The organism is Enterobacter sp. BWH52, from assembly GCF_001037565.1.
Classification (GTDB): Bacteria; Pseudomonadota; Gammaproteobacteria; order Enterobacterales; family Enterobacteriaceae; genus Enterobacter; species Enterobacter hormaechei_C.
The window spans coordinates 2,408,391-2,429,346 of the sequence record NZ_KQ089854.1; the positions used below are offsets into that span (position 1 = coordinate 2,408,391).

Sequence of the window (20,956 nt, forward strand, 5' to 3'; positions counted from 1 at the left end):
TTAATTCGCCTTTACTAAGCTGATAATCATATTGCCGATAACATCAGAAGAATTGAGTGACGTTGCTCCAGAAGCATCTGTAATACCGGAAACAACAGAACCATCTGGCATGGTGATTTTGTACGCTTTACCTGGTATAGGTTCTTTTGTCAGCGCATTTCTGATGACAAATTTCTCATCAAACGTAGAAGGTTCAAACGACTTCATCACCCCCTGCATACTGCCTATGTCCGCTTTCCTGATACCCGCGTTCTTAATCGGCAGCTTACCCGGACCACCAATCTCAACATTCCCGCCTTTGATTTTGATGTAGCCGCCACCGCATATCAGCGTCAGCTCGTCCTGTGCTGTAATGACTATTTTCCTGCCGCTTGAAATATGCGTATCCTGTGTGGACCATGTGGTGATGTTTCCGCCCTGCGCCTGAATATCAATATCGTTTTGCGAGCTGAACAGTTTTGCCCCTTCACGGCTGTACAGGCTGAGTTGTTTACCGGCCGCCAGCGTAAAGTCCTTCTGCGCACCAACATCCAGCTGTTTACCCCCTGTCAGCGTAAGATTATCACTGACTGATAGCTGCATAACTTGCAATGACACTCGCACCACACTGCGTCTTGCAGCCATGCAATATAATTCCACGCCCGTTTTCTTCATACGCAGAAACATCGCATTCAATAATTTTATTCATACCGTGTTCCGGGCAACTGACGGTATCATTCAAAGTGCGGCATTTTTACCGGCTATATCGAAACTGGATGAGGCTGATGTAACTTTACCATCATGCGTAGTGGCATCCCCTAAAACAACGACGTATCTACTCATTTAATAACCATACTCCTTTGCCTTTTCTCGAATAATTTCCTCGATACCCGTTTCCCGACTTATCATTGAAGGTTCATTAATTCTTTCAACAACCCCAGTGTTCATATAAGGGTCTGCGCCAGTGGTCCAATCAGCAAGATATCGGAGCGTTGAAAGAAATTCTTTATCCCATGTAGCATCGCAGTAACCTATCGGTAAATCATAAGCTACTACTCTGGTCATAAATTCCTTGTTTCCGGGCAGTGTGCTGTGATCTGTTGGTTGAGAAACATAAGTTCGTAACCTTTTATCTTTTTCTTCGAAAGTTTCCTTCCTTGTTATCTCTTGCACATAACCACTTGGAAGCTCCTTATAGCCGATTACGACATCTTGGTTTGGATATAAATTGACATAGTTATCATATGTATTGTCATTTTTCTTTCCAGTTTTAGGGGCTATCTCACCCCACCCATCCTGTTGTTTTGAGCCATGCTCTTTACCTACTCTGGTTTCGTCAAATTCGGCCAGCTCACTGGGATTAATAGGCTCAGGGACTTTCTCTGCATTTACAAACACTGTTTGCCATTTTGGAGGGTCAGGATATGTAATGCTACTACTTTGATATTTATCACCATCATCATCCCAAAATGGTTTTCCATCAGGTAAAGTACCAAATGGTGTCTGCTTATCAGGATAAGAACCGCATGGCGTATTCCTGGCCAACATCCTCTGGTACAAATTATTTTTAAATTTCACAATTAATGGATGTGGATTACCATTTTTATCATTAGGTAGCCCTTGCCACCCTATCGAGCGAAGCGGTAATGACCCCATAACTCGGTCATGAGGGCAAAAATAAATATACGTTCTGCCATGATTATCACGCTCTTGTATTTTTCCAGCCCGTATTACATTCTCACCTTCAGGCTTCCAATTCGTTTTATCAGTAAACTTGCCTACACATAACCCTTTATAACCAACAGAGGACAGATGCGTGGATTGCTTTGCAATTTTTTCAATTATTGATGATAATGTATTTTCGCGTCCGCTTGGAGAAATTCTCTCTTTCTGAGGAATTGAAAGCTCATTAAGCTGGCTATTATGCATTGCATAAGGGGAGTTTAATATAAAAAGAGTATCTGGCCCTTTTTTTGCTAATGCGACTGCGGCTAGCGAAATCATTGTCCCTTGGCTATGAGAGATAATACTAACCGTATCATTTGGATATTTATCCCGGATAAGGTCTAAAAGATCTGCTAATCTCTTAGCTGCATGTGAATAGTATTTTCTTGGTGGAGCATTTGTTAAAAGTCTATCTTTATCTTCATTGAGATACTGAAGTTTTGCTCCAGAGATTCCCGCCAGATTCTCATCGAATCCATAGTCACTCCAAAGCGAGTGTAAGTTATTCGTGCCATTTTGGAATGGGCCACCTCCCCATATATATGGCCCTTTTTTTTGAATGTCATCTTGTTTTATACCTGTTCTTTTCATTTCATGATAATCTTCACCATCCGCATTAGCTAACGGGATAATATATTTATCCTCTTCCCCCCTCACAGAAGAATACCCCCAATAGAATCGAATGATTGGAGAGCGCTCAGAATTTTCAATAAGTTTTCTACGAGCTAAAGGTGAAGGTGACGAGTTACTTTTCCCTTCCTCCTTCTCACAATCTGTACTATATTTGTTCGGCTTCAATTCAAATTGAGAACCATTGAGCCCTAACCTGTCATTTAATCCTTTGCAGAGAGACTCTTCCGCATTTTGATACCATTCACCTGTTGAGTTAACCCCATGGACGAGTATTATCAAACCAGGGAGATGAGGAGGTAAATCACATCCTCCGCGGACCTTTATATTTTTATGAGAAGGGCATGAACGCCATGAAGGTTTTCCATTGTCGTCATACTTTAACTCTAAAGCCCTGGTTGTATCTGTTTTTTCACTCATTAGAAGCATCCTTTTTTATCTATTAGACAAGCCGCCACTTATCTTATTACTGGGACACCATGTGATTGGAGGATATATATAATGAAATATGATAAAACCACACACATACACCACTTGCCTGCTTTTTTCCACCCACCATTAATAGGTTTATGCAAAAAGCCAACAAAAATATATAAGATGCTACCAATTACAAGAGAATATAAACACATTATAAAGAGTATTAATCCTAACATATGTATTCCATTAATATTATTTAACGACCGGTAAGTGTTATTATCATATCATCTATCAAATCCGAAGAATTAAGCGTCGTTGCGCCCTGCGCGTCTGTTATACCAGTGACAACTGACCCGTTTGGCATAGTTATTTTATAGGCTTTTCCTGGAAGCGGCTCTTGGGTTAATGCATTTCTGATGACAAATTTCTCATCAAACGTAGAAGGTTCAAACGACTTCATCACCCCCTGCATACTGCCCGTGCCCGCTTTCCTGATGCCCGTGTTCTTAATCAGCAGTTTACCCGGACCACCAATCTCAACATTCCCGCCGTTGATTTTGATATAGCCACCACCACAAATCAGCGTCAGCTCGTCCTGTGCTGTAATGACCATTTTCCTGCCGCTTGAAACATGCGTATCCTGCGTGGACCACGTGGTGATGTTTCCGCCCTGCGCCTGAATATCAATGTCGTTTTGCGAGCTGAACAGTTTTGCCCCTTCACGGCTGTACAGGCTGAGTTGATTACCGGCCGCCAGCGTAAAGTCCTTCTGCGCACCAACATCCAGCTGTTTACCCGCTGTCAGTGTCATATTATCACTGGCTGATAGCTGCATATCTTCGCCGCTCACCAGTGCCATGCCTTTTGGCGCACTGCCCAGAATCACCTCTTCATGCAGTTGTTCAATTTTCTGCTTCAGGAGTTTTTGCTGACGGCCAACATCGGCAGCCAGAGCCTGAGCCTGCTGTGCGCAGGCAGCAAGGGATTCCATTTCCACTAATGCTGCTGAAAGCCGTGCGAGTGCAGGCTCCATATCAAGGACCTGGCCCTGCGCCTTCGCCTGGCCGTCAGCACTGATAAAAATCCCTTTCTGCGCCCGGATGGCGCCCCAGCTGTCCGTCCTGAGCTCAAACCCCTCACCGCGCTGCTGTTTCTCGCTGTCGACCAGGTGGCCGAGATTGAGCTGGCTCTTGCCGCCGTACTCCGTACTGACCTTGATATGCTCTTTCCCGCGCTCGTCGTCGAGGCGGATTTTATTGTTCGCCGGCGTGCGCAGCACGTTACGTCTGTAGTTGCGGATGGTGACGTGGTCGCCGTGCGCCGAGTCGTGCAGCACGCCGGCAATGTACGGCCGGTCCGGGTTGCCGTCCTCAAAACCAATCGCCACCTCGGTACCCGCCAGCAGCGGCAGGTGCAGGCCGTACGTGTCCCCTGCGTACGGCCGGGACTGACGGACCCACAGGCTCTCGAACCCGGTCTCCCAGTTCTCACGGTCAAACAGCATGTTAACGCGGTAGCGGCCGTCTTTATCGATATGCCCGTAGGTGTCATTTTCGGTGGTGCTCGTGACGCGGGCCGGTAAGGTACCGGCCATCACCGGACGTGAACCAGGTTCCGGGCGAAAACTGAAATCCGGGCTGTCCGGGATACCGTCAAACCTGACGCAAAAGTCCGCATCACGCTGCGCATGGCTGTGCATCGCCGTGACAACCACGCCCTGCGCAAACACTTCTGCCACTTCGTACCCGCCGGTGACGATCAGCAGCATACCCGGTGAAAGGGCCGGGCAGCTGGTGAAGGCAACGGTCTGCGTCTGGCCATTCAGGTAGCGTTCGTGACGAATGCGGGCATAAAACGCCCCGGACTCCGGGGCCGGGTTGCGGTCATACGCGCTGCCCGGCGTCAGGTAGTTATCGGCCCAGTGATAGGCCTCACCGTAGGTGGTGGTATCCCCGCGGGTTGCGTCAACCCGGGTGTTCATATCCTCCGAGGCCTGACGGTAGTTGTAGTCGCGGGTGCTGACCGCCTTCTGTACCACGTTATGGTGGCACTCCATATCCCACACCGAGTCCACCCCCTGCGAGTGCTGCCCTGACGGCGGCACCGACGGCAGCGTCAGGCCTTTCTCATATCCCTGCCGGCTGTCGTAAAACTCCACCACGTCGATGTTGAGGCGCGTGTCGGTGGTGAAGCGGAACCAGATACCGACCTCACCCAGCAGGCGGGTGATAAAGTGCAGGTCGTCCTCAGCGTACTGCATCACCTGCTCACGGCGCGGATACTCTTTTGAGAGTGAGAACAGGAAGTCCTGGCCGCGCATGCCGTGGCGCTCGCGCAGGATTTTCTCCACAATCTGCGGGACGGACATGTCCTGGTAGACGGCGTTCTGGTGCGAACGGCTGAGCAGGGCCAGACGCGGCTCAAGCGTCACTGCGTAACGGGTTTCATCCTTTGAGGTACCCAGACGTTCAAAACCCGTGACCACGCCCTGAATCACCCGCACCGGCTGCTGTATTTTGATGCCGTAACCCTGGTCAACCGGGGCCTGAAGCGTCAGGGAAGCCGCTTTCATCAGCATCATCTCTTTGCTGATGGCATGGTCCGCGCTGGTGAATTCAGTACGGTAGCTGAACGGTGTGCTCAGGGCTTCATCACCCTCAAACGCCAGTACATCAAGCCCTGCATCGCAGCCCTTCACCGACAGCAGGTGATGGCTGTGGCTGAATCGTAAGGGAAGATTACTGCTCATGCATGCTCACCTTCTGTCCGGTCAAACTCGAGCACTATGCCCTCTTCCTCATCCCAGCCCAGCGTCAGGGTATGCGGCTTCTGCCCCGCTGCCATATGGGTCAGCAACTGCTGGCTCAGCACCGGCAGAATCTGCTGGTTCAGCAGGCTGTCGATATTGCGCGCCCCGGTGTCCGGCAGCAGGCAGGCCACCGTCAGCGCGTCATACAGGTTCTCATCAATGTGCGTGGTCAGGCCGTAATGACGATGCAGACGTTTACTGACCTGCGCCAGCTTCATCTCCACAATGGTACGCATCGCTGCCTGCGCCAGCGGACGGTAAATCACCGTCTGGAAGCGCGCCAGCAGCGCGGGCTGGAAGTGGTCCCGCAGGACAGGACGCAGCAGTTCATGCAGGTCCGGCTCTGTCGCCTCCGGCTGTTCCTCCAGCATCTGCATGATGAGGTCGCTGCCGAGGTTCGAGGTCATCAGAATCACCGTGTTGCGGAAGTCAATTTCCCGTCCCTCGCCGTCGCGCATGAAACCCCGGTCAAAGACCTGGTAGAACAGGTTCATCACATCCCGGTGCGCCTTTTCCACTTCATCCAGCAGCACCACGCTGTACGGGCGCTTACGGACGGCTTCGGTCAGAATGCCGCCCTGGCCGTAACCCACGTAGCCCGGCGGTGAGCCCTTAAGCTGCGAGACGGTGTGTGGCTCCTGGTATTCCGAAAGGTTGATGGTGATAAGGGACTTCTCGCCGCCGAACAGTTCATCGGCCAGCGCCAGGGCGGTTTCGGTCTTGCCGGTGCCGCTCGGCCCCACAAGCAGGAACACGCCCTGCGGCCCGTTCTCCGGCGCCAGACCGGTTTTGCTGGCGCGCAGGCGCTGCGCAATGGCATTCAGTGCACTGTCCTGGCCGACCACCCGTACGCCGAGGTTTTGCTCCAGACTCAGCAGTTCGGTCTGTTCGTCCTTCATTAATGAGGAGAGCGGTACGCCGGTCCAGTCGGCGATAACGGTGGCAACCGTACGCGCGTCCACATCCAGCCCCAGCAGCGGGGTATTCTGCTGCACGGCAGTAAGCTGCATCTGAAGGTCCGCAATCTCTCCCTGGCGGGAGATATCCGTGCGGCAGGCAAGCAGTTCTTCCGTGAGTTTCAGCTCCTGGCCGTACCGGGTTTCCCGTTCGTCGAGCTGCAAAATGATGGCGACTTCTTCCTCTCCGATGGCGGCCAGACGTTCGCCGTGGGCGGTATTGCCCACCGCGATATCCTCCAGCAGCGCCTGCTTTTCCATAGCCAGTGCCGTGAGCTGCGCCTTCATGCGGGTCAGCGGCTCCGGAATAGTGTCGAGGCTCATACGGACACGGGCAGAGGCAGTATCCAGCAAATCCACCGCCTTGTCCGGAAGCTGGCGTCCGGTCAGATAGCGTCTGGAGAGCGTGACGGCGGCTTTAACCGCTTCATCGGTAATATGCACGCCATGGTGCTCCGCGTAGCGTGACTTGAGTCCGCGCAGCATCAGGCAGGCGGTGTCGTCGTCCGGCTCATCAACTTTAACCATCTGGAAACGACGCTCCAGCGCGGCATCGCGCTCAAAGTACTGTTTGTACTCGCTCCAGGTGGTGGCGGCGATGGTTCTGAGCTCACCCCGGGCGAGCGCCGGTTTCAGCAGGTTGGCCGCATCGGCGCCGCCCGCCTGGTTGCCCGCGCCGATAATGGTGTGCGCCTCGTCAATAAAGAGCAGCACCGGCAGGGGTGACTGCTGCACCGCGTCGATGATGTTTTTCAGGCGCTGCTCGAATTCCCCCTTCACACCCGCCCCGGCCTGTAACAGGCCGAGGTCAAGGGTGCGCACCGAGACCGGCTTCAGCGCGTCCGGCACATTGCCCTCATGAATGCGCAGCGCCAGTCCTTCCACGAGCGCGGTCTTGCCGACTCCCGGTTCGCCGACCAGAATCGGGTTGTTCTTGCGCCGCCGGGAAAGAATGTCCACCATCTGGCGGATTTCATTGTCGCGGCCACAGACCGGGTCGATTCTGCCCTCACGGGCGCGGGCGGTGACGTCGAGGGTGAACCTGTCCAGCGCATTCTGCAACGCCGGGTTCAGCTCTCCTTTTATATCCGCGTTCACCGGACGGCCGACAAACTCCACCTCATCCCCCTGCGTAAGCTCCGCTTCCTGCTGCACCTCCGGGCGTTCATCCGACTGCGTATCCAGCAACGGGCGCAGGCGCTCAAGCTGGCTCTGCGCCAGCGTCAGCAGCGGCCACAGGCCGTCGCAGCGCAGCAGTTTCGGTTTTTCCACCAGAGCCATCAGGAGGTGAATGCTGCGGATATGTTCTTCCCCCGACAGCGAGGCGTGCAGCCAGGCGTCCTGCATCAGTGACTGCACGCCCTCCGAAAGCTGCGGACGGCTGCGCACTGACCGTGGCAGGCTGTCCAGAAAACCCAGCATATCCTGCCATATCGTATCCATATCCCATTCGTAGCGCCGCGCCAGCACCGTCAGGTCGCCCTCACCCTGTTCCAGCAGTTTCAGCAGCCAGTGCTCAGGCAGGATTTCCGCATGGGCGCGGGTCTGGCACAGGGAAGCGGCCCCTTCCATCGCGCGGGCACAGTAAGGGTTAAGACGGCGTAACAGGATGGCTGGATTTTCCATGAGACTCTCTCTTTATCAGTTCCGGACACGCTACCGCCCGTCGCTGTTCCCTGTTATTCAGGAACCCAAAGCGCATCAGGTCGGGCAGGCAGATTGTGTTTTTCTTTGCTGACCACCCGTCAGTACAGGCGCTCAGCAAAAAAAGCAGACGGCTGACCGTCTGCTCGGGGCTCTTACGCAGTGGCGCGTTCGTTCCAGGAATCGGAATGAATGATGTTGCCGTCCTTGTAGGTCCAGGTGATTTTTTCGTAACGCAGTTCAATCTGCTCGAGGTGGTTGTGCTTCTCGAAAGCAGGATCCTTGATGTCATGCATCTTCGGATTCACTTTCACCAGCTTCACGTTCTCAAGCTTGGTGTTGAAGTACTCCACTTCCTGGCCTGCGTCATTGATTCTGTACCATTTGAACTCGGCAGATTTCAGGGTCTGGCCGGTTGTCACCGCCTTGTACAGGTACGGGCTGGAGGAGTCGATTTCCTTGGTGAACAGGAAAGGCGTGTGGATACGGGTGCCGGTCAGCTTGCCGGTATTGTTATCGGTCGGGATGTACAGGTTATGCTCCTGGGCCACCACCTCGATACTGCCTTCACGATCCTGAACGTCCACGGACCCTTTGATGTCCGCGCCGCCGTCGTCCTTCAGCCACAGATAGACTGGAATTGCCATGTTAATTACTCCGTTACATTGTTATCAGCGCCATCATCCTGCGATGACGCATGGGTCTTGCCCGGCGCCTGACAGGCATTCGCCTGCGGTACCAGACTGATTTCGACACGGCGGTTGAGCGCACGCCCTTCCGGGGTGTCGTTGGTGGCGACAGGACGGCTTTCACCATAGCCCTGCACCGCAAAACAGCTTTCCGGCACATCGCCGGTGTCCCGCATCCAGTCGCGCACCGACTCCGCACGCTTAAGCGACAGCACCTGGTTGGACTGGTCATCCCCGGTGCTGTCGGTATGGCCCGCGACCACAATCAGCCAGCCGGGCTTCGCCTTGATCCCCACAAGCGAGTTCACCAGCAGCTTTGTTGAGGCGGGTTTAAGCGCCCACTTTCCGGTATCGAACAGCGACATGCTGTCGAGGCGGACAATTTTCGGTGCCGGTTTGAGTTCCGGTTCAGGCGGCGGAGGCGGAGGCACATAAGAGCGAATCGCATTCAGCACTGGCATACGCAGACGTCCGCCCTGATACAGGCCCAGACTCAGCCGGGCCGGTACGCCGTTACGTGCATGGTCGTCCAGCAATGCCGCATCCTCGCGCAGCACGGCAACGGCGTCAGCTTTCGGCCCGGAGTCATTCATCGGTATACGTTCATAGCGTGCAATATCGAAGCTCACGCGTTGCAGCAGCTGGCGATTATTCCAGCCACTGCTGAGTAGCGCAGCAATGGCTGCCAGCGTGAAGATTCCGAGCGCACCGCGCCAGGTTCGTCCATGCGGTGTCAGGCCTCGTCCTTCTGGCAGTAAAGGGAGGACAAAATTCGGGAACAGGGAAATAACCGTACTGTCCGTTCCCGCCGGCTGCCAGCCAGACACCTGCTGCATCGCAGTATGGCGGGACAACCACGCTGTCCAGACAGAGGTGGCCATGCTTCCGGCCAGGATCGGACCCAATCCCCACAGAACCGCAACAGGTTCAATGACAGGAATATCGGGGTTTTCATCCATAAGGACAGCCTGGACGTGCTGTTGGAACCAGCTCATCAGGCTGTTCATCAGCACCTGTTGCTGCATCGCAGGCGTTCCACCAGTATTAACCCATTCAGCAACTGAGCCAGGCGCTGAAGTCCCACTCCAGACCTTTACCCCTTCTCCCAGGATCGCCGTCTGCCAGAGCATGTCATTCATCATCGCACTGCCGACCTGTCCATTCAGAACCAGTGGCACAGAATGGCCGGTTGCTTTACGCAACCGACTAATCTGCCAGCGCAGGGCAAGCAAACGACTGGTAAGGCGCTCACTATCAGGGTGCTGCTGCGGACAAACACTGACCATCACTGACAGCTGACGTCCCCAGTCGGGGCGCAACCACAGTACCTGACGGGCGGCCTGCTCCAGTTCCAGATGATCCTCCACACGGATCCAGCAGCCCTGCGTGACAGTAAGTACAGGTGACTGATGCGGCCAGGCAAGCGGCAGATCGCCACAGACCAGTACCACGGGCTGGCAATAATTGGCTTCAGGCAGGTCCTCCAGACACAGGGTGAAATCGTGCTGCACGCGACGGCAGGCGACAGCCCAGAACGCCATGATTAGCCCCAGTACCGCCAGCAGGACGAGAACGGAAACCAGCCGGGATGCTGGCAGAAACCACAGGCAGACCACTGCACTCAGCAGGGCAGCCCAGAGCGCAAGCCCGCGCTGTTGTGCAGGGCTCATTTCACAGCTCCCGGCAGCAGGGTAAGCAGTGTCTTATCCAGCCAGCAATCCAGTCCCCACCATAATGCGGTGACCACCACCACACTCAGGCCAATGCGCACGGGCCATGATGCCAGCCACCCCCCTATCCCCCGTCCGGCATGGCTTTCCGCCAGAACGGGATGGGGTTGTGAATAGCTGAACGGCGCAACATATTCATTAAGTGCATTCATGAGTTTCTGCCGCTCTGGATCGTTCAGGGAGCGGAAGTTGCCGAGGAATCCGAGCATCATGACTCGCTGGAAGCAGGTCACAACGGCGTGGTCAGGAGCCGGTTCACGCAGCACATCACGCATCCGATCGCGTAACGTGTCACCGGCGTCCATGGTGCCAAGGAAATATCCCTGTAGGGGAATGTCATACCACTGTATACAGGCGTCATCCTCCACACCGCGACCTTTGACTGCCTCATCAAGCAGCGCACACTGTGCCGTAAGAATATGCTGGCAGCTGGCTTCATCGAGTCCGCTCGCTTTCAGTTCTCGCTGCACACGCCCGACATCATCAATGCAGCGCTCCCAAAGCGTACGCCCTTCCCCGTCCTGGAATGTCGGGCCGTGACGCAGACTGATCACCTGTAGCCAGGTGTCCTGTAACAGGGCATCAATATCAATGAACGCGGCAGTAGCGCGTTTACGATCATTCATGTTCTCAGTACCGCAAAGAGTTCAAGTTCAGGCTCGGCGAGCATTCCCGGAACGTAAAACATACAGGTGCCGCTCTGGAACATTTCGATGGCCAGGGGATGAGAGACATCAAGGCTGAAATACTGATTTTCCAGACGCAGTGGAATGGCTGCCGGCACATGGCGCAGCGGCATCAGAGGGACGCCCACCCGCGATGAATTGACGATACTCCTGACATGATCGGGACTGCCGACCTTGCACTGGCGCGGGAACTGCTCCTGCAATTGTGCCACCGGCATCGGTGAACGCACGGAGAGGTAATAATCAGCGCCTTCGCGCAGACGTGGATCATGCAGACGGGCCTGCCAGAAGTGAAGCCGGTCATCATGCTCAAGCTCAATCGCCACCACCCGCGACGGCAGGCTGGCTTCCAGAAGATCGCCAAGTAAATCAAACAGCGGCGGGAAGACGTTATTCAGTTGCTCATGCTGCCATGCCGGGATCGCACTGACCTGATGCTCCAGCGAGAATGTCAACAGGCTGCCTGCAAGCCTTGCCAGCTCCGGATAGAGACGCTCAGGCGGGCTTTGCGGGTGGCGCTGAAACTGACCCAGCACGGGCTCAGCACTGTTCAGGGCATTGAGCAGCCAGAACAATGAAACATCGGCTACGGCAAAATCCGCCATGCGCTCATTACTTTCCCGGCGCATGTCCATCAGGCGGCCCAGACGGGCGCGCAGTTGCGTCAACAGTTGCTCCAGCTGGGTCATCAGCCAGCGGCTGCCCAGCAACGCCAGCAGCGGCGGAAGGTATGTCTCATCAAGTGCCCAGTTCCCCTGCGAATCTTGTTGCAGGCGGGCAACCGGACAGGTCAGGTAATCGCTGTTGTTCTGATGGGCAAATCGCAACGTCAGCTCTGGCCGCATCACTGCAATCTGACGGGTGTCATCGCCAAAAAGGTTGCGGACATCCCGCCAGCGCTGGCGATAGCGAACAGGACGCGCGGCCACCTCATCGGGCTTAAGGCAGTTGCCACCATTCGCGCGCAGCAGCGGAAGAGCCAGAACCACCACCACGTCCTGTGTTTCACTCTCAAGCGCCAGCACCGGTGGCAGGTCGTCAGCATTATCCGTATCGATTAATGTCCCGTCAGGGAACCGGAGGTGCAGATGACGGGCCTGTAGACGGCCCAACTTCAGTACATCCGGTTCGAAAGTGGCATTAATCACCCCCCAGGGATGGGAGAGACCCAGTCGGGCGATACATTCCGCAGACCAGGCCGCATAGGCGGCCTGTTGCTGGAAGTGCTGGGGAGAGACCATCTGGCCCCTGCCCCATAACGGTTGTTCCGTTCTCATGCTTCCTGCCTTACGTTACGCTTTCGCTTTCGCTTTCGCTTTCGGCATCTGGCTCACCAGAGACAGGTTCACATCCATGCCTTCCACCTGGAAGTGCGGCACCGCAAACAGCTTCACGCGGAAGAAACCCGGGTTGTCTTCGATATCTTCCACCACCACCTTCGCGTCACGCAGCGGATGAGAAGCCTGCAACTCATCGCCCGGATCGGTCATTTCCGTCACCAGACTACGCACCCAGGTATTCAGCTCCAGCTCCAGCAGACGGCGGTCCTTGGTGGTGCCGATGTTCTCGCGCTGGATGAGCTTCAGGTAGTGCGCAATACGCGACAGCAGGAAGATGTACGGCAGACGGGCGTTGATGCGGCTGTTGGCCGTGGCATCTGCGGTGTCGTACAACGCCGGTTTCTGCGCGGAGTTCGCCGAGAAGAAGCAGGCATAGTCGCGGTTTTTGTAATACGAGAGCGGGATAAAGCCGAGGTTGGCAAACTCAAACTCGCGGGTCTCCGGGATCATCACCTCAGACGGAATTTTCACCTGGTTGCCGGTGCCGAGATCGTACAGATGAATAGGCAGATCTTTCACCGCCCCGCCCGCCTGCGGGCCACGGATTTGCACGCACCAGCCGTTATTGATGAAGCTCTTCACCATGTTTGACGCGAAGGAGAACGACGCGCTGGTCCACAGGTATTTCTCGTGATCCGGGCCTTTCACCTGCTCAACGTAGTTAAAGCTGCGTACCGGTACGGTGTCCGGGCCATACGGCAGACGCCCCAGCACGCGCGGCATCACGAGGCCGATGTAGCGGGCGTCGTCGGTGTCGCGGAAGGATTTCCACTTGATGTACTCGGCGCGGTCGAAGTAGTTGCCGATATCCTTAATTGCAGCGACCTCTTCCATCGAGTCTTTCAGGAAGAATTTCGGACCGACAGAGCCAATAAACGGCATATGTGCGGCAGCTGATACTTTAGAGATGTTGCGCAGCAGCGCCACATCCTGCGGGCTGGCGTCAAATTCATAGGATGAAATCACGGAACCAATCGGCTCGCCGCCCGGGGTGTCGTATTCGGCGGTATAGGTGTGCCAGTAGAGGCCGCTCTGAATAAGTTCCGGCGCGTCTTCAAAGTCCTGACGCAGATCTTCTTTCGACACATCCAGTATTTCGGTTTTCACATTCTGGCGGTAGTCGGTACTGTCCACCAGCTGCTTCAGGCCGCGCCACAGGGACTCCACCTTCTGGAACTCCTGGTGATGCATTACGGCATCCAGCTGACGGCTGATCTGGAAATCCAGTTCAGCGATATGGTGGTCAATCAGCGTTTTGTCGAGCTTCTCCACCGGCTGACCGGATTTGCGGATGCAGTCCATAAACACCTGCATCGCCGCCGTCAGGCGTTCACCCGCCGGAGCGTCAGAAAGCGCGGCGTCATCCAGAAACGCATTGATATCACCCAGGCTGGAGGCCGGGGTCAGGTTGATTTTTTCAAACAGGGAGGCGTAAACGCCCTCTTTTTCCAGTACGGTGGTCTGCCCCTGCGCGGAGGCGGTTTCAGTATTCACAGACATCAGCATATTCCCGGTTAATCCATTAAATTACACATGCCGCTTATTTCGGGGCCAGTGCACTCATTTCGTCGCGTAATTCCTGAGACAGCGCCGGGTCTTTAAGAATTTTCTCGAGTTCTTTTCTGAAAGTGGCGTTATCAAGGAGATTGGATTTGAGGTCGCGTAATAAATTACGCATGGCCAGCATGGCGCGGAGCTGGGGGATCTGGCGGGCAACCTGTTCAGGTTCGAAATCCTTAATATCGGAGAAATTCAGTTTTATGCTTTCTTCCGAGCCATCCCCGGCCATTGTGTTAGGAACCGTCAGATTCACTTCCGGGTTAAATTCCGAAAGTACGCTGTTGAAGTTATTTTTATTGACGTTGATTTTCTCCCTTTCCGATAATGGGCGATTCTCTTTTCCATTACTGAAATCACCGACGGTGAGGAGTTTAAGTGGCAGTTCGATTTTCTTTTGCGCGCCACCTGTATGCAGAGCCAGCTTTAAATTTATGCGTGCCTTGGGCACCTCATTCTGGAATGAATCGGCCATAGCAGTCCCTTTCTTTAAAAGAAATAAATGTTAAGTGAGTGACGTTTCTTTACAAAACCATATTAGAGCAAAAGCCCATTTAAAATCAACTTTTCAGATCAAAGATCTACCATTGGACTTTTCTTAAGAATATTCCACTAAATTATTGTACTCATAAATGCCATAGATACATGACATACAGTAAAAATTAACCATTTATTCACATTAATTTGGCAGGAATGACTGCTTTGTTTGGAAATATTGAACTTATTGTTCCATGAGGTTGAATAATTGATTTACATCAATGCATTTATTAACACGCCCCGTAACAGCGCAGAGAAATAAGGTTTTAATTCAATAAATGGCCTGAATATGAAAAAATCCTGTATCGGATAAATTTAATCTTGAAAACAGTAATGACTATACTGCTACAGGAATGGCGAATAAATGACTACGCGTTTTTCTATAAACGGTAGAAAGAATCTCTCTGAAGATATTCATCATGACAATAAGTGATGGGCTGATATGAAGGGGATATTTGGTAATAATCAGGCTGTAAAACTATCAACCCTGAGAGCGGGCGCTTATGCGGTTAATGGATATTTACCATAATCACGTAGCGCCCTGACCTCTTTTTAATGCTTTTCAATATACATTGTACGGCTGTACGCAACATCCTCTGGGTTATTTATCGGATAACCTTTAACCCATGGCTTGATGAGACGTCCATTGGTGTACTGATAAATAGGGGCAATCGGTGCTTTCTCGGTGAGGATCTTCTCGGCCATGTTGTAGTCGGCATTACGCGCTTTTTCAGTGGTTTCGAGCGTCGCCTGATGAATAATCTTATCGTAAGCAGGGTCGTTGAATCGTGAGATATTCCCGCTATGGGAGGAGGTCAGCAGCGACAGGAATGTCGACGGCTCGTTGTAGTCCCCTACCCACGATGCACGGATGACGTCAAAATTCCCGGTATTGCGGCTGTCGATGTAGGTTTTCCACTCCTGATTCTGCAACTTAACGTCAACACCCAGATTTTTCTTCCACATGGATGCAACGGCAATCGCGATTTTCTGGTGGTTTTCAGACGTGTTATACAGCAGCGTTAATTTTAGCGGACGCTGAGGGCCATAGCCTGCCGCCTGCAACAACGTTTTCGCCTGCGCATTCAGCTCTTGCTGCGACATCTGCTCAAATGGCGAGGTTTCCGGCGTAAAGCCCGCAGTGACATCGGGAGTAAAATGCCAGGCCGGTTTCTCACCGGTCCCCAGGACTTTTTCCGCCATAATACGTCTGTCTATAGTCATGCTGAGCGCGAGACGTACGCGGGCATCCGCGGTTGGGCCTTTTTGCGTGTTAAACGCGTAGTAATAGGTCCCAAGCTGTGGCGGTGTATATACCTGTCCCGGAATATCTTTAAGCAGCTTCTGGTACATGTTTTTCGGAAACGATTCTGTAATATCGATATCGCCCGCAAGATAGCGTTTGGTCGCTGAGGACTCCTGGTTGATCGGCACAAAGGTGACTTTTTTAAGCACCGTCCTGCCGTTATCCCAGTAATGAGAATTTGGCTCAACCACCAGTTTTTCATTCACCACGCGATCTTTCAGCACATACGCACCGTTGCCAATGAGCGCGCCAGGGCGCGTCCATTCCTTACCGCTTTCCACATTGGCCTTTTGAACAGGATAAAACGCGAAGTTAGCCGTCAGATTGCTGAACCAGGGCAGCGGTTTGTCAAGCTGCACGCGCAGCGTTTTAGCATCCACCGCCGTCACGCCGAGCGTATCCGGAGCAGCTTTGCCGTCGATAATGGCCTGGGCATTGTTAATGCCCGCCAGCGCCGCAAACCAGGCGAAAGGTGACGTTGTTTTAGGATCAACCAGACGACGCCAGCTATAGACAAAATCGTGTGCCGTCACCGGGGTACCGTCAGACCACTTAGCGTTATCCCGCAACGTGAACGTCCAGATGCGATTGTCATTGCTCTGCCAGCGCGTCGCCACGCCGGGAACTAACTCCCCTTTTTCGTTCTGATTCACCAGCCCTTCATAGAGGTCGCGGATCACCTGTATCTCGGGCAACCCCACCGCTTTTGCCGGATCGAGCGAAGCGGGCTCATCTTTGATATGTCGAACCAGCTCCTGCTTTTGCGCCAGAACCGTTCCTTCGGGAACCTCCGCGGCATATGAAAGTGAAGAAAGCCCGCACAGCCACAGCGCAGTACAAAGAAGCGAAACAGGATGCTTCATACGATCCCCTTAATGATGTCAGGTAACAGGCAGATGCGTAATTATTTGTTTCGAAACGGAGAAATGCAAATGCTTCCTCCGGAAAGTTGATGTCAGGCAATTTTCCACACACACGGAAACTATTTGATTAAGCGCGGCTTTTGCACAACACTGCCAGAAGTGACTTTATCATCAGGGTTTACTATGGCAACTACCCGACCAAGAACGGAACGCGGTGCCTTCCCGCCAGGAACTGAACATTATGGACGCTCATTTTTAGGCGCGCCGCTGATCTGGTTTCCGGCCCCCAAGGCCGATCGCAATAGCGGCTTAATCATTGCAGGCACGCATGGCGATGAAAACTCGTCTGTCGTGACGCTCTCGTGCGCGCTACGTACGCTGGCCCCCGATTTACGACGTCATCATGTGATTTTGTCCGTCAACCCGGACGGTTGTCAGCTTGGATTACGGGCGAATGCACGCGGCGTTGACCTGAACAGGAACTTCCCGGCGGCAAACTGGCGCGCCGGTGAAACGGTGTATCGCTGGAACAGTTCGGCGCAGGAGCGAGATGTGGTCCTGCTCACAGGAGACAAACCCGGTTCCGAACCGGAGACTCAGGCGCTGTGCCAGCTTATTCATAAGATCCACCCGGCCTGGGTTGTCTCTTTCCACGATCCCCTCGCCTGTATTGAAGATCCTCGTCATACGGCGCTCGGGCAGTGGCTGGCGGATGCGTTTGCTCTACCTCTGGTGAGCAGCGTTGGCTATGAAACACCCGGGTCGTTTGGCAGCTGGTGCGCAGACCTCAGCCTTCACTGTATCACCGCAGAGTTTCCGCCCATCTCCTCGGATGAAGCGAGCGAAAAATACCTGCGGGCGATGACAGATCTCCTGCGCTGGCAGCCTCAAAGATGAAGTACGCCGGAGGTAAAATTCAGCGCGGGTGAGACGTCAACCGCCAGCCAGGTTGGGCCGTCCAGATCGGCAAAGCGCACGCTGTTCACCAGCGGGAGCGCAGCGCCGATCGCTCTGGACGTACACAACATACAGCCCAGCATCAGAGCAAAGCCTTGCGCCTGCGCATCTTGTGCCAGAGCCAGAGCCTCGGTTAATCCACCTGTTTTATCCAGCTTAATGTTCACCATTTCGTAACGTCCCTTGAGGGCTGACAGGCTCTCACGGGTATGACAGCTTTCGTCTGCACAGACGGGAAGCGGATGAATAAAATTCGCCAGCGCGGCATCGTCTTCTGCCGGGAGGGGTTGCTCCAGCATGGCAACGCCCAGATCGGCAAGCAGCTGACAACGGGCTGCCAGCCCTTCGCTGTGCCATGATTCGTTCGCATCGACGATAAGAGTGGCATCAGGTACCGCCGCACGAATGGCGACCATGCGTTCGCTAATCAGACGATCGTCGAGCTTCACCTTTAATAATGTTGCACCGGTGGCATACAACGCCTGAGCGCTGGCGGCCATTTGCTCTGGTTCACCGATGACCACCGTTTGCGCGGTGACGATCGATTGCGGCAGCGCAACGTCCAGCAGCGCAGGCAGCGGCTTTTGTTGTTTCGCCGCTTCCAGACTCCAGAGTGCGCAGTCAATCGCGTTGCGTGCCGCGCCGGCCGGCAACCGAAACTGAAGAGCCTCACGCGTCAGGCCCGCCTGCAACTCGGGCACTACCGTCATAATTTGCGCCATGACTGACGCCAGGCTTTCTCCGTAACGTGGATAAGGGGTGCATTCTCCGACGCCTTTTACGCCGTTCTCTTCACATTCAACCACGACCACGCAGGCCTCATTACGGCTGCCGCGCGAGATCACAAACGGGGTGTGCAATGGCCAGGCTTCTTCATAGACCTTAACGCTTCTCATCACTGACTCCTTGCAGGCCGGAAAGGCAGAAAATTGGTTTGCCGTGCTAACTGCGGATGACATACACTAGCCACGACGTTAACTATTTGTAAACAGGAAGATATCTATGTCACAACTCGTTCATTTCCAGGGCAACCCGGTTGCTGTTGCAGGTTCCATCCCACAGTCTGGCAGCAAAGCACAGCCTTTTACTCTGGTGGCTAAAGATCTGTCTGACGTCACGCTGAGCCAGTTTGCTGGCAAACGTAAAGTCCTGAACATTTTCCCAAGCATCGATACTGGCGTTTGCGCTGCATCAGTGCGTAAATTCAACCAGCTGGCGACCGAAATGGACAACACCGTAGTGCTGTGCATTTCTGCTGACCTGCCGTTTGCCCAGTCCCGCTTCTGCGGCGCTGAAGGCCTGAGCAACGTCATCACCCTTTCCACTCTGCGCAGCCCGGATTTCCTGGAGAAATACGGTATTGCCATTTCCGAAGGCGCGCTGAAGGGTCTGGCTGCTCGAGCGGTGCTGGTGATCGACGAAAACGACAACGTTGTTTTCAGTGAGCTGGTCAACGAAATCACTACCGAACCGGATTACACCGCTGCACTTGAGGCGCTTAAAGCCTAAACGTAAAAAAGCCTCTGCAAAGAGGCTTTTTTATTTATTCGTCACCCTTCTTCTGATTTAACCCATACTCGCGCAACTTATTCGCAATCGCGGTATGTGACACCCCAAGACGTTTAGCCAGCTTGCGCGTGCTCGGATAGCTGCGATATAGCTGCGTTAACACCGAACGCTCGAAACGGCTGGTGATGTCATCCAGCGAGCCTTCCATTGCCTCTTCGCCTACCGAGACCGTCCCGGCATCGTAATCCGGCAACAGAATATCCTGAGGGCGCAGTTCATACCCTTCAAGCTGAGTTAATGCGCGATAGACCGCATTTTTAAACTGACGAATATTGCCCGGCCAGCCGTAACGCGTCAGCACGGTGCCCAGGTCGGCAGAGAGCTTCGGACGCGGCACGCCCTGCTCATCGGCAAAACGGGCCACGAACAGTTCTGTCAACGGCATGATGTCCTGTGGGCAATCGCGCAGCGGCGGAATATTGAGCGTCAGAACGTTGAGACGATAGTAGAGATCTTCGCGGAATACCCCTTTCTGCACCAGCTCCACCAGATTTTTCTGGGTGGCGCAGATGACGCGCACGTCCACGTGAACTTCATGATCTTCCCCCACGCGGCGGAACGTGCCGTCATTGAGGAAACGCAGCAGTTTCGCCTGCATGCGTGGCGACATTTCGCCAATCTCGTCCAGCAGCACCGAGCCGCCATTCGCCTGTTCAAAGAAGCCTTTTTTACCTTCCGGCGCATGCCCGAACAGCTCACTTTCAACGGCATCTTCAGGAATAGAGGCGCAGTTCAGCGCCAGATACGGTTTTGCCGCACGCGGGCTGGCCATGTGCACAGCATGCGCCAGCAGATCTTTCCCCGTACCGGTATCCCCGGTAATCAGCAGCGGCGCCGTAAGATTTGCCAGCTTGCGCGCCTGGTCGATCACATGACGCATCTTCGGGCTCACCGCAATAATCTGGCTGAATGCGCCGACGTCCTGGCTGGAAAGGTTCTGTAACTGACGCCCCATTCGCACTGTGGAGCGCAGCATGATCACTGCGCCGGTCAGCACCCGCGCGGCATTTTCCCCTTTCAGGTAGACCGGCGTGATCTCCATCAGGAAATTCTGTCCGTTGATGACGACATGCTCGCTATGGGTATTTTGCGGGTTGCTGTCCAGCCAGCGCTGGAAATTAAAACCGGTGATCAGTTGCGTGGCGTGGTGCCCGATAAGTTTTTCCTGAGTCTGCGCAAACAGCTGGCAGCTGGCCTGGTTAACGCGCTCGACTTTATTTTTCAGATCGAGAGAGAGAAACGGCTCCGGCATTGCTTCCAGCAGCGCGCTCAGCGCAAGATGTTCCCGCTCGGACGGCATCCAGGGGATGGTGCGTACATCCGTAACGCCAGCGATACGGCGGATTTCCGCCATCAGGCTACTGAAGGTATTAAATTCAATTTCGGCAAAATTGAGGTAAATTCGCCCGACAGGGTCGATCTCTATGCCACGTAAATCAATGCTACGTAAAACAAGAAGATCGAGTAACTCGCGGGTCAGACCGAGACGGTCCTCACAAAAGACTTCCAGACGCATGGGAAATTCACCGTTTAAGCCAATAACAGTAAAATGATATGTCAGA

14 protein-coding genes and 2 pseudogenes are annotated in these 20,956 nt (G+C 54.0%); 2 read left to right on the top strand and 14 right to left on the bottom strand.

Translation table 11 applies throughout. The features are described 5' to 3' along the window. The 12 genes and pseudogenes from SK47_RS11370 to SK47_RS11420 all read right to left on the bottom strand — a co-directional run. Positions 1-597: pseudogene (locus SK47_RS11370) on the bottom strand (DUF2345 domain-containing protein); the annotation flags it as partial. After that, a pseudogene (locus SK47_RS24320) lies at positions 563-822 on the bottom strand (PAAR domain-containing protein). The pseudogenes SK47_RS11370 and SK47_RS24320, both read right to left, overlap by 35 nt. Then, positions 823-2,754 carry a T6SS effector phospholipase Tle3 domain-containing protein gene (locus tag SK47_RS11375; RefSeq protein ID WP_047365116.1) on the bottom strand — a complete coding sequence of 644 codons (1,932 nt, stop codon included), beginning with the start codon at positions 2,752-2,754 and terminating at the stop codon, positions 823-825. A 253-nt stretch (positions 2,755-3,007) separates the two neighbouring features. Next, a complete protein-coding gene (locus tag SK47_RS11380) occupies positions 3,008-5,500 on the bottom strand; it encodes a type VI secretion system Vgr family protein (protein ID WP_048244273.1) in 2,493 nt (830 codons plus the stop codon). Further along, entirely contained in the window at positions 5,497-8,142 is a 2,646-nt protein-coding gene (tssH, locus tag SK47_RS11385; RefSeq protein WP_048244275.1) for a type VI secretion system ATPase TssH, read from the bottom strand. Before tssH ends, SK47_RS11380 begins: the two co-directional genes overlap by 4 nt. Positions 8,143-8,315: 173 nt before the next feature. Continuing rightward, positions 8,316-8,807 carry a type VI secretion system effector Hcp gene (gene hcp, locus SK47_RS11390; RefSeq protein ID WP_009653685.1) on the bottom strand — a complete coding sequence of 164 codons (492 nt, stop codon included), beginning with the start codon at positions 8,805-8,807 and terminating at the stop codon, positions 8,316-8,318. Positions 8,808-8,812: 5 nt separating this feature from the next. After that, positions 8,813-10,519 carry an OmpA family protein gene (locus SK47_RS11395; RefSeq protein WP_048244276.1) on the bottom strand — a complete coding sequence of 569 codons (1,707 nt, stop codon included), beginning with the start codon at positions 10,517-10,519 and terminating at the stop codon, positions 8,813-8,815. Beyond that, complete coding sequence (tssL, locus tag SK47_RS11400; protein WP_048244278.1) at positions 10,516-11,205, bottom strand: type VI secretion system protein TssL, short form; 690 nt, start codon at positions 11,203-11,205, stop codon at positions 10,516-10,518. Before tssL ends, SK47_RS11395 begins: the two co-directional genes overlap by 4 nt. After that, positions 11,202-12,542, bottom strand: a complete 1,341-nt coding sequence (tssK, locus tag SK47_RS11405; RefSeq protein WP_032628287.1) for a type VI secretion system baseplate subunit TssK — start codon at positions 12,540-12,542, stop codon at positions 11,202-11,204. Before tssK ends, tssL begins: the two co-directional genes overlap by 4 nt. A gap of 15 nt (positions 12,543-12,557) precedes the next feature. Next, a complete protein-coding gene (gene tssC, locus SK47_RS11410) occupies positions 12,558-14,105 on the bottom strand; it encodes a type VI secretion system contractile sheath large subunit (RefSeq protein WP_048245069.1) in 1,548 nt (515 codons plus the stop codon). A 40-nt stretch (positions 14,106-14,145) separates the two neighbouring features. After that, positions 14,146-14,637 carry a type VI secretion system contractile sheath small subunit gene (gene tssB, locus SK47_RS11415; protein ID WP_003856899.1) on the bottom strand — a complete coding sequence of 164 codons (492 nt, stop codon included), beginning with the start codon at positions 14,635-14,637 and terminating at the stop codon, positions 14,146-14,148. Positions 14,638-15,251: 614 nt separating this feature from the next. Continuing rightward, positions 15,252-16,868, bottom strand: coding sequence for a peptide ABC transporter substrate-binding protein (locus tag SK47_RS11420; protein ID WP_048208614.1), 1,617 nt, complete (start codon positions 16,866-16,868; stop codon positions 15,252-15,254). Positions 16,869-17,051: 183 nt separating this feature from the next. Between SK47_RS11420 and mpaA the strand changes: the two genes are divergently transcribed. Further along, complete coding sequence (gene mpaA, locus SK47_RS11425) at positions 17,052-17,765, top strand: murein tripeptide amidase MpaA (protein ID WP_022651338.1); 714 nt, start codon at positions 17,052-17,054, stop codon at positions 17,763-17,765. On the opposite strand, the gene ycjG is transcribed toward mpaA, so the two are convergent. Then, the gene (gene ycjG, locus SK47_RS11430) at positions 17,756-18,721 is read right to left on the bottom strand and encodes an L-Ala-D/L-Glu epimerase (RefSeq protein WP_047653952.1); all 966 of its coding nucleotides are present in this window, start codon (positions 18,719-18,721) and stop codon (positions 17,756-17,758) included. The two genes, mpaA and ycjG, sit on opposite strands and share 10 nt — an antisense overlap. Positions 18,722-18,827: 106 nt before the next feature. Here ycjG and tpx point away from each other — a divergent pair, with 106 nt between their 5' ends. Next, positions 18,828-19,334: a thiol peroxidase gene (gene tpx, locus SK47_RS11435; protein WP_047653950.1), complete on the top strand. Its 507-nt coding sequence runs from the start codon at positions 18,828-18,830 to the stop codon at positions 19,332-19,334. A gap of 34 nt (positions 19,335-19,368) precedes the next feature. Here the strand turns inward: tpx and tyrR are convergent, their stop codons facing one another. Then, positions 19,369-20,910, bottom strand: a complete 1,542-nt coding sequence (gene tyrR, locus SK47_RS11440) for a transcriptional regulator TyrR (RefSeq protein ID WP_048244281.1) — start codon at positions 20,908-20,910, stop codon at positions 19,369-19,371. Positions 20,911-20,956: the final 46 nt, after the last annotated feature.

Bases quoted from the DNA above. Each gene is read 5' to 3' on its own strand.
- SK47_RS11375 (WP_047365116.1), bottom strand. From the start codon at position 2,754: ATGAGTGAAAAAACAGATACAACCAGGGCTTTAGAGTTAAAGTATGAC.
- SK47_RS11380 (WP_048244273.1), bottom strand. From the start codon at position 5,500: ATGAGCAGTAATCTTCCCTTACGATTCAGCCACAGCCATCACCTGCTG.
- tssH (WP_048244275.1), bottom strand. From the start codon at position 8,142: ATGGAAAATCCAGCCATCCTGTTACGCCGTCTTAACCCTTACTGTGCC.
- hcp (WP_009653685.1), bottom strand. From the start codon at position 8,807: ATGGCAATTCCAGTCTATCTGTGGCTGAAGGACGACGGCGGCGCGGAC.
- SK47_RS11395 (WP_048244276.1), bottom strand. From the start codon at position 10,519: ATGAGCCCTGCACAACAGCGCGGGCTTGCGCTCTGGGCTGCCCTGCTG.
- tssL (WP_048244278.1), bottom strand. From the start codon at position 11,205: ATGAATGATCGTAAACGCGCTACTGCCGCGTTCATTGATATTGATGCC.
- tssK (WP_032628287.1), bottom strand. From the start codon at position 12,542: ATGAGAACGGAACAACCGTTATGGGGCAGGGGCCAGATGGTCTCTCCC.
- tssC (WP_048245069.1), bottom strand. From the start codon at position 14,105: ATGTCTGTGAATACTGAAACCGCCTCCGCGCAGGGGCAGACCACCGTA.
- tssB (WP_003856899.1), bottom strand. From the start codon at position 14,637: ATGGCCGATTCATTCCAGAATGAGGTGCCCAAGGCACGCATAAATTTA.
- SK47_RS11420 (WP_048208614.1), bottom strand. From the start codon at position 16,868: ATGAAGCATCCTGTTTCGCTTCTTTGTACTGCGCTGTGGCTGTGCGGG.
- mpaA (WP_022651338.1), top strand. From the start codon at position 17,052: ATGGCAACTACCCGACCAAGAACGGAACGCGGTGCCTTCCCGCCAGGA.
- ycjG (WP_047653952.1), bottom strand. From the start codon at position 18,721: ATGAGAAGCGTTAAGGTCTATGAAGAAGCCTGGCCATTGCACACCCCG.
- tpx (WP_047653950.1), top strand. From the start codon at position 18,828: ATGTCACAACTCGTTCATTTCCAGGGCAACCCGGTTGCTGTTGCAGGT.
- tyrR (WP_048244281.1), bottom strand. From the start codon at position 20,910: ATGCGTCTGGAAGTCTTTTGTGAGGACCGTCTCGGTCTGACCCGCGAG.